The organism is Paenibacillus sp. ov031, assembly GCF_900143165.1.
Taxonomy (GTDB): Bacteria; Bacillota; Bacilli; order Paenibacillales; family Paenibacillaceae; genus Paenibacillus; species Paenibacillus marchantiae.
The window spans coordinates 41938-54056 of the sequence record NZ_FRDO01000005.1; the positions used below are offsets into that span (position 1 = coordinate 41938).

Here is a 12119-nt window from a genome sequence, read left to right on the forward strand (position 1 = left end):
CTGTTTTCGATCTACTGTAAGTTATTTTCATATTTACACATCCATGGTCAGATGACAAGTCATATTTATGCAACATTTTAGGTTATTTCAGCAGGGTAATAGGTTTTATTTTCATGGAAATTATAGTAATTTATATATTAATAATCGCAAAGGAGGAAATATGAACTCCACTCATATAGCAATTCTCTTTATTTTGCTACTTTTTCTTTTCCTATCACTAAATGAAATAATTAAGTATATAGCTCGCAAAGATAAAGAATCGCCCCCGCCAGTGAACGTAAGACTTTGGCTTATCCCAATGTTATCCCTATTTATCATTGTTCCTGTTGCTTTTTTCACAGTACTATATAGTTTATTTTTCTATACTTTTGGTGGAATGAGTAATTCGTTATACTTTGAACAGATTGGTGATGTGATTATATTTTCTGTATTTATTTTAGTTGGATTTATATTATTTGAGACCCTTATCCATCCTATTATCATTGCTGTCTTGAACTATGGTGTAAAAAGACGGGTTTCAGTTTTCACCAGAAATTCTGTCACAATAATAATCGATGGTATCATTATTTATTTTTTGGGCTCTATTTTTGAAGGGGTATATATCCAAGATTTCTGGTCAGCTCTATCCATTTCAGTTTTATATCATATTATAGAATGGATATTCACTTGGATTCACCATCTTTACAAAAAGAGGAAAACTAATATGACTTTATAATTTAGTCTCCCAAGTATAAATGCTAAAGCCTTCCTAAATAATAGGAAGGCTTTAGCATTTATATTTTAAATCGTTTTAAATTCACAAGCTTTATTTAATAATATACGTTTTACGGATTTACAAAAACGGTTTTTAACTTGGCGACATACTGCACATCAAAGCCAAGACCCTCGGCTACCATAGCAACCGGCACATATGTTTTGGACTCTGTGCCCACCTTGTTCAAGAATGCAGGTGTATCCACGGCTACGGATGCACCATTCACCTGAACGGCCGTTGCACCAATCTTCACGGCAACCTTCCGATCTCCGTATGTAATCGTTGCGGTTGAGGTTTTGTTATCCCATACCGTAGTTGCGCCAACGGCATTCACGATATCCTGGATCGCCACAAAGTTTTTACCATTGCGGTTGATTGGTTTGTACGGCGTGTCCAGCGTTTTACCACTGACAATGATATTCATCGGTTGGCCTGCAGCAGGAGCCGTCAGCTTGGTGTAATCGCCCCAGATCGTTTCTGCGAATACTTTGGCAATCGCTTCATATCCGAACTGATTCGGGTGGAAATCGCGGTCCTTAATCATGTGAGTCATCGTACCTTCACCGCCAATAAACTCCTTGGCGACATGAGCCACTTTTACATCAATTCCTTTAGCGGAAAATTCAGTCGCAATTCCATCAATGGTCGCAGTAAACCCTTGGGAAGCCTCCATCAGTTTCGCATAGAGCGCTTTACCAGCTACTTCAGGCATGGGTTGGTACTGGTCAGCGATTACGATTTTGGCATTAGGATTAATCTCATGAATATCATTGATAACAGCGCTAACATTGGCTGTATAGGAAGATAGCAATTCCTTCACTTTTGCTTCCAGTTCCGCATCACTTAGCTTATCTGCTGAACCGAGCAACTCGGACACATCGTTCCCTCCGATTGTGATGGCAACCAGATTAGCCCCAGCTACACTCTCCCGGATGGCAGCAATATTGGCTCCAACTTGTGCCGCTCTTGGATCAGGGAGGCTCGGTTGAATGGCTTCGGAAGTGAGCGCTTTCCCTTCTTTAATCGCATCTGCAAAGTTTTTCAAACCACTGCTCTTCAATCCGGCAATACCATAGTTGTCCACCTGAGTACGTCCGTGAAGTAGACCTTGTTCCTGCAACCGTTCTACATAACCATAGGGCAGTTCTTTCAGGTTCGGCTCATACCCTACGGTGATGGAGTCCCCCAATGTGACGAGGTGGAATTCCTTGGTTACTGATATCGCATCTTTCTGTACAGGCAATGATGATGTTACGCTTCCTGCGGGTAACGCATTGCTATCCGCAGCATGAGCGGACTGTGCGGATGATGCCAAAATCAGCATCCCTGCTAGCATACTTGCCGTTAATCCCGCGGCGGTACTTCTCCATATGCGTTTACGTTTCATTCTTAGAACACTCCTTTTTCCCGTATCTATAAAATAAAAAAATAATTACATATTACACTGTTCACTCCGGTGACAGAAGTTCGTGTAACTCTATTCTAACATTATTAAAGGGGCGCTGTCGTCTCCACCCCATATCCGCACGAAATAACAGACTCCCCTAATTAGGGAAGTCTGTTATCCGTTGAGTATAGTCACGATGTTCACTCGTTAAGAATTTGATTTATTCGTGTCTCCAGAATCAGAACCATTCGTGTCCATTTCCGTTTTGTTCCCGGCAGACCGATCTAGATATCGATCGTAGCGATCGTCCACCTCACGTGCCATGTCCCGGTACTTCAACGTTTCTTCGACAATCGGGTCCCGCTCTGTCTGAATGCGCACCTCGTACTTGGGAGGAATAAGCTGACGTTCACGTTTGCCAGCATCGCCGGACTCCTCCATCTCCCCTTCAGTCAGCATATCACTCAAACGTCGTTCCAGTTCTTTGGATTCATCCATTGTTGTTCGCTCCTTCAGTAAATTTTTACTCCAAACCTGTTGCGTTTGCTTCCTTCAGCACACCTGTCAGTGCATCATGAATCTTGCCATTGCTGGCAACCACATGGCTCACGGACAGTTGGTAAGGCGTCCCCACGGTATCGGTAACCTTGCCGCCGGATTCCTCAACTAGCAGTGCACCTGCGGCGATATCCCAAGGCTTCAAACCGACTTCGGTATAAGCGCTGAGGCGCCCCGCTGCAACATATGCCAAATGCAGGGCAGCAGAACCACCTGCACGCAGACTGCGTACTTGCGGTGCCAGTGCCTGAACAGCGGCCATATTGATCGGCAACGCGCAGGTCGTATCCGCCGGGAAGCCAACTGCGATCAGGCTCTGGGCCAGTTCCTGTTCACCAGATACAAGCATCCGGTTTCCATGGACATAAGCGCCTTTTCCTTTTTCCGCAACAAACATCTCGTCACGGGAAGGATCGTAGATTACCCCCACAATCACCTCACCGTTATGAGCCAAGGCAATGGATACGGAGTAGAACGGAAAACCATGTACGAAATTGGTCGTTCCGTCCACCGGATCCACAATCCAGAGAAACTCTTCTTCCTCAGCTTCTTTCAGTGCCTTCGCTGATGCTTCCGGTCCTGGTTCCACGCCTTCTTCACCCAGAATGGCATGATGGGGAAAATGCGTCAGAATCAGGCGGCGGATCATCTGTTCCGCACCTTTATCGACTTCAGTGACGAGATCCTGCGGCGAATACTTGGTTCCGGGCTCCCCCACAGTTCCGAGACGACTCTTGATCCACTCTCCAGCTTTGGAAGCTGCATTAATGGCGACGGCAGTATAGCTTTTGCTTGTCACGACATAAGGTGTTTTTTCCTTCTCATTCAAAGCGTTCACTCTACTTTCTATATCAATCTACGAAAAATTAAAATACTTGTTAAAAGTATACGCCCCGAGGGTCGTAAAGTTTCTCGTTGCCCAGGCCCCTTTTGGCGCTACGGATGAATGATTACCGTCGACTCGTCCACCCATTCCACACCCTCTTCGTGATAGAATGCTAGTTTCTGCATTAACTGCACCAGAGCTTCATCCTTGCGTTTGGCCTCAATCATCACATCAAGAGCGGGCGTATCTGCTGCAATATGACGTAAAAAAGCGAGCATCGGCTCCACCTCAACACCATCAGCATGACCACGCAGGTCCTTCTCACTCTTTGGACTGGAGACGTGAATTTTGGGCGGCAACGGCTTGTCTGCCGGAGAATCAGCTTGAGCAAGCGGAGACTCCCAAGTCTTCAATATATCCGGCCAGAGATCCCATGGCTGTTCGCCTTCATTGTTCACCCATTGATGGTGGATATCCAGCACCATGGGCAGCCCCATACGTTGACATACCGAGAGGGTCTCGGGAGCATTGAACGTTTTGTCATCATTTTCGAGCGTCATCCGTTCCTGAATATCCCGATCCAGCTTCAGAAAATTTTCTTCAAAACGCAGCGCTGCACTAGGCTTGTCCCCGTATGCACCACCAATATGTATATTGTTCTTGGCAGTGGCATTCAGCCCCATGGCATCCAGCATCCGTACATGATGGCGAAGGTCGCGCATGGAGTTGCGCAGCACTTCCTCCCGAGGTGTGCTGAGTACCGTAAAATGATCCGGGTGGAAAGACACACGCATCTCGTTCTCCTTCACAAAATCGCCAATCGCGGCAAAATCCTGCTTAAGCGCGGGAAACGGGTCCCAATCACTGAGATCCTCATGCGTTGCTAGCGGAATTAATTTGGAAGAGAAACGATATACATGAATATGGCTTCCTTTGTTGTGTCTGAGCAAACGTAATGTATTATGCAAATTCTCGGCTGCAATCCGTTCAAGCTTGCGAATTGCTGCTTCCCTATCATCAATTTTCTTAAAGCTGGACATAGTCATCGTCCGGGAAGGTGAAGCATTCTCCACAAGCACGGACATCGCCACATAACCAAAACGTACGAGCATGAATTTCTTCCTCTCTATTAGGGCGGGATTCCTTTCCCGGTATATGAAGCCGGCAGTCTTCCCTTCACTTTATATAACCAAGTTTTACCCTAAAAGAGTGACCATAATCGTGATTTGGATAAATCCGTCCATTCAATCCCGGTCCACATGTAACAAACTACCCCTGTGCCTGTTCACCAAAGAACATCTCGTCCGCGAGAGCAGTCTGAATGCGTGATTCTTCCTCGTTCAGTTTACGGATCAATTGCATCTCCACTTCGGTCACTTCTTGACCCTGGAAGTTAATCTCAGCAATGGAGACTACGATTTTTACGATGGCTACGGCCACGTTATCCGGTGTGTAAGCAATGACTTTCTGTCCGGTAGGAAATACACGAAAGCCTTGTTTGACCATTTTGCCACGGCCGTATTCAAGCAATTCAAACAGCTCTTGTTCATTCTTGAACTTGCACACGGAATTGAATTCGGTCTGAAATCCCATTCATACCCCTCCTTATAATGTCGTCCTTAGGCTATGCCTGTACGCCATTCTCATAGTTCAGCGCCTGCTTGCGGTTGTAGCGTTCCAAAGCCAGCTCAATCATGCGATCCAGCAGTTCGGCATACGATACGCCCGTTTCACGCCACAAGAGCGGGTACATGCTGTATGGTGTGAAACCAGGCATGGTGTTTACTTCATTAATAAGCAATGCCCCATCCGATTTGCGAATGAAGAAGTCTGCACGGGAAATGCCATTGCCTTCAATCGCACGGAATGCCTGCAATGCGGCCTCACGAATGCGATCTGCGGCTTCCGGGTCGAGCGGAGCAGGGATCAGCATCTGAGACTGTCCATCGATGTATTTGGCTGCATAGTCATAATATTCACCGGAAGATACGATTTCTCCTGGTACAGAAGCCATCGGTTCGTCATTTCCAAGTACACTGACTTCAACTTCTCGAGCCTCTACAAACTCCTCAATGACTACCTTGGTATCGTAACGGAGAGCGAACTCCACTGCTTTCTTCAGTTCATCCCGGTTACGCGCCTTCGAGATTCCTACGCTGGAACCGAGATTGGCCGGCTTAATGAAACACGGATAGCCCAGTTGATCTTCCACCTGCAAGATCATTTCATGTTCGGTCTGTTTCCATTGAGTAGCGTTAAAATACGTAAAGGCACATTGGTCGATTCCGGCCTGCGCGAACAGTTTCTTCATGACCACTTTGTCCATGCCGCCTGCCGAAGCGAGTACACCTGCGCCAACATAAGGCATATCCGCCATCTCGAACATCCCTTGAATCGTGCCATCCTCACCAAACGTACCGTGCAGCAGCGGGAACATGACGTCCATCGCCTCTTCTCCGCCATATAAACGGCCGAACAGCGCGTTCAGCGCTTCCTGTGTTCCGCCCGCCGCCTGCTCCAGCTTCAAATCTTCAATCTGCGCGAATGGCGCATGCATGACGGATCCTTTTTTCCACGTACCTTGCTTGGAGATATAAAAAGGAACCAGTTCATACTTCTCATAATCAAATGCGTTCGTTACAGCAAACGCCGTTTGCAGCGACACCTCATGCTCGCCTGACTTTCCGCCGTAAACGACGCCTACTGTTAATTTATCCATACTCATGTGTAACCTCCGATTATCTGTGCAATGATGCTGCCATGTCTGATGTCAGCACCACTTTTATTCTGTTATCTAGACTTATTTTACACGGAACCGGATGTCCACGTCACCGAATCCCGTAAAATCTTTGACCATCAAAACTCATCTGCAATGTGAAAAAGCCGGTACACCGTCCGCTCGTTCCAAGCGTAAGAATCCCGGTAATCCCAAAAACGGTGGCGGCTGCTGACTGTATGTGCGTTCACAAGTGGCATGCCCCCCGCATCAAAAGCGGTCACAACCGTACTGTGCTGAAACCTGCCGTCCCCGTCCCAGTCATAGAGGACTACATCTCCAAGCATTAGCTGCTCTGGACGATCCACTTCGGTTGCTGACAATCCCCAGCTGCTGCCAGATAAATAACGCTCCAGACTATTGGACACGGCCCAGCTGTAACTCCACATTTCAGAGCCATTTACATAGCCTTTGTACCACCATCCTGCTTCTCTTTTACCAGTATAGTGGATGGGTGCTCCCCCTGCAAAGAGACATTGGGACACATAATTGGTGCAATCTACTTCGAATTCCTCAAATGCCGGGTTTCCCGCATTCCACCACCGGTCCGCATAGGCGACAGCCAGATCCCTGCGATACAGCTGCTGCTTCGATCTCCTACCCTGTCCCAGTACTTCTCGGTTAAGCAGCGGCCGATTCATCGCCTGTACAAAATCAGCTTGTTGAAAAGGACGGCCCTCTCCTACCGGGCGACGCTCCGGCACTTCACGTTCTACACGTGCAATGGTCCAAACTCCACCTTGCCTAAGAAAGGTCAGGCGTTCCCGTTCAATCCGGTCTTCCCGATGGGTCAAACCATTCTTCTCATAGAACAGCCTGCTGTACAATTGCACATCGACGACCGATTCATCGGACCCATCCATAAGTGTCCGCACAAGCTTGGCGCTGGTCTCACTGCGAAGAGGCACCGCCCGCCGCTTGCGGTACCATTGGTCCAGTCTGGCCATCCGCTCTCCCCGTTCCAGCACAAATTCCGGATCGGTGACAATCCGTTCGCTTGTCTGTGGACGGTAGTCGATCTCACAGCGATTATACTGGTTCACGTAGGTATATAAGGCACTCTTCCATTCGCGTTCCAAGCCTGTGTCCCCCTTTGGCATGAGTTCTGTCCGGAATGATCCATTGCATGAAAACTCTTTTTTATTTATATGAGAGAATTTCGGTTGTATGTGTCTGGTTCTGTTTTGAAGCCTTATTATCGGGGATAATGCGTACGGAAGAGATCGCGTCCATTCCCTTTACTTGAGAACGCATTCAATCTCTCAATGGCTTGGCTGGACAGGCAAAAAGCCCTTTACGTACGGAGTTGAAAACGGTATACTTAAAACTAAAGTTACGATTATGAAATTACGTTTCACCTAATGAAACTAACGAACGAGGACACGGAACGATGAAGGCCTGTTCTTCACCTAAATGAACGTTTTCTTCATCTCACCGACACATTTTAAGGAGGTACATGTATGTCAGCCAAGAATCATTTCTCCGCGGCCCGCAGTCTTGAGGTCGGAGGCAAGTCTTATCGCTACTACAGTTTAGATGCTCTTCAGGAAGGCGGCTACGGCGACCTTTCCAAGCTCCCTTTCTCCATTAAAGTGCTGCTCGAAGCAGCTATTCGTCAATTCGACGGACGTGCTATTACCGAAGAACATGTAAAACAACTGACCGGCTGGGCAGAAGGCCGTGACAATAACAAAGAAATTCCATTTATCCCTGCACGTATCGTTCTGCAGGATTTCACTGGTGTACCCGTGGTCGTTGACCTTGCAGCAATGCGCGATACCGTGAAAAAAGCAGGCGGCGATCCAAAACAGATCAACCCACTCGTTCCCGTCGATCTCGTTATCGACCACTCCGTTATGGTTGATGCGTTCGGAACGAACGATGCACTCGACTACAACATCAAGGTTGAATTCGAGCGTAACGAAGAGCGTTACCGCTTCTTGCGCTGGGCACAAACGGCATTCAACAACTTCCGTGCAGTTCCACCATCCACAGGGATTGTTCACCAAGTTAACTTGGAGTATTTGGCTTCCGTGGCTGCAACCAAAACCATTGATGGCGAAACTGTTGTATTCCCGGATTCCCTCGTAGGAACGGACTCCCACACCACCATGATCAACGGACTCGGCGTTGTTGGTTGGGGTGTTGGCGGGATCGAGGCTGAAGCAGGTATGCTGGGCCAACCGCTTTATTTTGTAACACCGGACGTTATCGGTTTCAAATTGACAGGTAGCCTGAGCGAAGGCTCAACGGCAACGGATCTGGCACTCACAGTTACTCAAATGCTGCGTAAAAAAGGCGTTGTCGGTAAATTTGTCGAGTTCTACGGACCGGGTCTTAGCAACATCAGCCTGGCTGACCGTGCAACGGTAGCCAACATGGCACCAGAGTACGGCGCAACAATTGGTTTCTTCCCTGTTGATAGCGAAACACTGAACTATATGCGTAATACCGGCCGTACCGACGAACAGGTGGATCTGGTTGAAGCTTATTACAAAGCTCAGAACATGTTCCGTACTGCTGATACGGTTGATCCTGAATTTACAGATGTGATCGAACTTGACCTGGCATCCGTTGTACCAAGTCTCGCGGGACCTAAGCGTCCACAAGATCGCATCGAGTTGACTCAAATGAAGGATAGCTTCAACAGTATCATCCGTACGCCGATCGACAAAGGCGGTTACGGACTGAGCGACGAAAAAATTGCAGAAAAAGTACCTGTGAAACACCCGAACGGTTCCACTAGCGAACTGTCTGCTGGTGCTGTCGTTATCGCGGCAATCACAAGCTGCACCAACACATCCAACCCTAGCGTTATGGTCGGAGCGGGTCTACTTGCGAAAAAAGCCGTTGAACGTGGTCTGACTAAGCCTGGCTACGTGAAAAGCAGCTTGACTCCGGGTTCCCTCGTTGTTACCGAGTATCTGGAAAAAGCAGGTCTGATCGAATATCTCGACAAACTCGGATTCAACGTTGCCGGCTATGGTTGCGCAACTTGCATCGGTAACTCTGGCCCACTGCCAGACGAAGTAAGCGAAGCAATCTCCGAGAACGATTTGACGGTAGCGGCTGTATTGTCCGGTAACCGTAACTTTGAAGGTCGTGTGCACGCGCAAGTCAAAGCCAACTATCTGGCTTCTCCGCCACTCGTTGTGGCGTATGCTCTCGCGGGTACCGTTAATATTGATTTTGCAACCGATCCAATCGGTTATGATACCAACAACGAGCCTGTATTCCTGAAAGACCTCTGGCCTAGCTCCGAGGAAATCAAGGATACCATCGCTAGCTCGCTGAACGCACAGATGTTCCGCAACAAATACGAGAACGTATTTACAGCTAACGAACGTTGGAATACGATCCCTGTACCGGAAGGCGAATTGTATGAGTGGGATCCAAACTCCACGTACATTCAGAATCCACCATTCTTCCAGGAGCTTGGCGACAAGTTGACTGATATCGCAGATATTCGTTCCGCACGTGTTATGGCATTGCTTGCTGACTCCGTAACAACGGATCACATCTCGCCAGCGGGTAATATCGCACCATCCAGTCCGGCTGGACTGTACCTGAAAGAACATGGCGTAGAACGCAAAGACTTCAACTCATACGGCTCCCGTCGTGGTAATCATGAAGTTATGATGCGTGGTACGTTTGCCAACATTCGTATCCGTAACCAAGTAGCTCCAGGTACTGAGGGTGGCATTACGAAATACCTGCCAACGGACGAAGAAATGTCCATTTACGATGCTTCCATGAAGTATCAGGACGAAGGACAGAACCTGATCGTTATCGCAGGTAAAGAGTATGGTACAGGAAGCTCGCGTGACTGGGCGGCAAAAGGAACATTCCTGCTTGGCGTCAAAGCCGTTATCGCAGAAAGCTTCGAGCGTATTCACCGCAGTAACCTGGTGGGCATGGGCGTAATGCCATTGCAATTCCAGGAAGGTCACGGCTGGTCCAGCCTCGGTCTGAACGGTCGTGAAACGTATGACATCACAGGTCTGAGCAATGATGTGAAGCCAGGACAAGAACTGACGGTTACCGTAACCCGTGAGGACGGCACCAAGTTCGACTTCCCTGTCATCGCTCGTCTGGACAGCATGGTGGACGTGGACTACTACCATAACGGCGGTATCCTGCAAACCGTATTGCGTCAAATGATGAAAAAATCTTAATCGCATTTATATTTAATGCAGTTAAGTTGTACAAAAAGCTCCCCGCCACGTGCGCTCTGCACGGTGACGGGGAGCTTTTTTTAATTAATATGACAAAGGCTGTGTAACGCCTCTACACTTCCTTTTAATGTCCAATGTAATGTGAAACTTGATCAAGGGATTGCAGTGTGTGCTCCCCCTCCTTACACCCGACTCTGATTGGAATTATACTCTTTTCTGGTAGTGCAAGCTGCTCCACCTATGATTATCCGTTTCAGACCGATAAGCAGGCTGTACAGAACATAACCGATCATTCCACCAAAGGTGTTCAACATAAGATCATCCACGTCGAATATGCCCATGCCTGTCAATAGCTGTGTCGCTTCAAAAGCAAAACTTAAGAGCAAGGAAAGTACGAGTACCTTGGCCCCTGACAACAGCTTGTTCCCCATCAGCACTGGAATGAAAATACCCAGTGGGATAAAGGCCATGACATTACCCATCAGATGAATTGCGGTACCCGGACGATGTAACGACAGGCTATGCCAGTCTCTTGAGATTTCCTGAAATGGCGTCAGGTTAACGGTTCGCGTATGAATCAGATCCGGCTGTTGCGCGATCGCCATAAGTTGAACCCTCACAATGTCCCAATCCACCGTATGCCCTTTGAATAATATCAGCTTGGTTAGCAGATACAGATAGACGATCAATGCCGCGACCCATATCAACTTCATGTTGAACTCCTTTGGTTTCATATATGAACCTCCATGTATTTCTAGTTGTTTATTCCTCCACCGTCACGACAACTCCCTTCATGTTGTCTCCCGATATCTCATATTGACCATGCTCAGGTATATTAATGGTTTCATCTTTGGATGCATCGTAATAACGTATAAGATACTGCTCGTCCCCGACTTCAGCGGAAATACTCTTTTTCTGCTGTAGCAGCTCCAAATATTGCTCCAGCACCAGATGATTATGATACATGATGGCGCTGTGCGGCAATCCCACATACCGGAAATGCCATGGTTCGAATTGGATGCCGGTGATGTCCACTTTATCCTTCGGATAACGCAAGATGAATCCGAATTTCCATGCATTCTTTTCCAGCCAGGCTCCTTCCGGTGCTTCACTCATAGCAGCCAGCGTAGAGCCGATATCCATAGACAAGCCCAGGTTATGTTCACTATGACCTGCGGGAAGCGCATAGTCCGATCCCTTTTCCTCATAAAGCTGTTCTTGCTTCGTAAAGTCCCGATAGCCACTGCTGATGATGAAATATCGTACGTCATCTTTCCCAGCAGCTTCAACCATCTTCTGGAATGCTTGCGCTACGTACTTTGACAACATAATGTTATTATCCAGCAATCCGTATCCACGGATCAGTTCTTGTTGTTCAGCCAGATTAACAATATCGGTTCTAATCCCCTCCGCATGCACGGGATACTCCGAATTGACCAGCAATAAATTCCCTTTATGTACTTGATTCTTCATATCCACGTTAATTATTTTGGTATATCCTGCACGAATTTCACCCGTATCCTGAACTTCCAGATTAGCCTCTTCCTTCTGCTCAAACAGTGCGGGTGACTTGGAAAAGATATATCCCAGTACAATGATACATATCAAAAATCCCCACTTTTTCATTCCATGCTCCTCCTTTA

11 protein-coding genes are annotated in these 12119 nt (G+C 47.6%); 2 read left to right on the forward strand and 9 right to left on the reverse strand.

Annotated features, from left to right (window positions below; translation table 11 throughout):
• Nucleotides 1–160: 160 nt before the first annotated feature.
• Nucleotides 161–715 (forward strand): hypothetical protein, encoded by a 555-nt coding sequence (locus tag BUA17_RS20530; protein WP_072734839.1) that lies wholly within the window; start codon nt 161–163, stop codon nt 713–715.
• A gap of 109 nt (nt 716–824) precedes the next feature.
• On the opposite strand, the gene BUA17_RS20535 is transcribed toward BUA17_RS20530, so the two are convergent.
• The 7 genes from BUA17_RS20535 to BUA17_RS20565 form a co-directional block, all read right to left on the reverse strand.
• Nucleotides 825–2141 (reverse strand): SGNH/GDSL hydrolase family protein, encoded by a 1317-nt coding sequence (locus BUA17_RS20535; protein ID WP_072734840.1) that lies wholly within the window; start codon nt 2139–2141, stop codon nt 825–827.
• A 207-nt stretch (nt 2142–2348) separates the two neighbouring features.
• On the reverse strand, nt 2349–2639 hold the full coding sequence (locus BUA17_RS20540; RefSeq protein ID WP_072734841.1) for a hypothetical protein: 291 nt from the start codon (nt 2637–2639) through the stop codon (nt 2349–2351).
• 25 nt (nt 2640–2664) lie between these two features.
• Nucleotides 2665–3537, reverse strand: coding sequence for an inositol monophosphatase family protein (locus BUA17_RS20545; protein WP_072734842.1), 873 nt, complete (start codon nt 3535–3537; stop codon nt 2665–2667).
• A 98-nt stretch (nt 3538–3635) separates the two neighbouring features.
• The gene (gene uvsE, locus BUA17_RS20550; protein WP_072734843.1) at nt 3636–4637 is read right to left on the reverse strand and encodes a UV DNA damage repair endonuclease UvsE; all 1002 of its coding nucleotides are present in this window, start codon (nt 4635–4637) and stop codon (nt 3636–3638) included.
• A 157-nt stretch (nt 4638–4794) separates the two neighbouring features.
• Nucleotides 4795–5118, reverse strand: a complete 324-nt coding sequence (locus BUA17_RS20555; protein WP_053779624.1) for a hypothetical protein — start codon at nt 5116–5118, stop codon at nt 4795–4797.
• A gap of 31 nt (nt 5119–5149) precedes the next feature.
• Nucleotides 5150–6250 (reverse strand): D-alanine--D-alanine ligase, encoded by a 1101-nt coding sequence (locus tag BUA17_RS20560; protein ID WP_063568050.1) that lies wholly within the window; start codon nt 6248–6250, stop codon nt 5150–5152.
• Between the two features lie 131 nt (nt 6251–6381).
• Entirely contained in the window at nt 6382–7401 is a 1020-nt protein-coding gene (locus BUA17_RS20565; RefSeq protein WP_063568049.1) for an amidase domain-containing protein, read from the reverse strand.
• Nucleotides 7402–7761: 360 nt separating this feature from the next.
• Here BUA17_RS20565 and acnA point away from each other — a divergent pair, with 360 nt between their 5' ends.
• Entirely contained in the window at nt 7762–10476 is a 2715-nt protein-coding gene (gene acnA / locus BUA17_RS20570) for an aconitate hydratase AcnA (RefSeq protein ID WP_063568048.1), read from the forward strand.
• 182 nt (nt 10477–10658) lie between these two features.
• Here the strand turns inward: acnA and BUA17_RS20575 are convergent, their stop codons facing one another.
• Together BUA17_RS20575 and BUA17_RS20580 are read right to left on the reverse strand one after the other, a co-directional pair.
• Nucleotides 10659–11210, reverse strand: coding sequence for a VanZ family protein (locus BUA17_RS20575; RefSeq protein ID WP_072734844.1), 552 nt, complete (start codon nt 11208–11210; stop codon nt 10659–10661).
• Nucleotides 11211–11238: 28 nt separating this feature from the next.
• Entirely contained in the window at nt 11239–12102 is an 864-nt protein-coding gene (locus tag BUA17_RS20580; RefSeq protein ID WP_072734845.1) for a M15 family metallopeptidase, read from the reverse strand.
• Between the last annotated feature and the right edge of the window lie 17 nt (nt 12103–12119).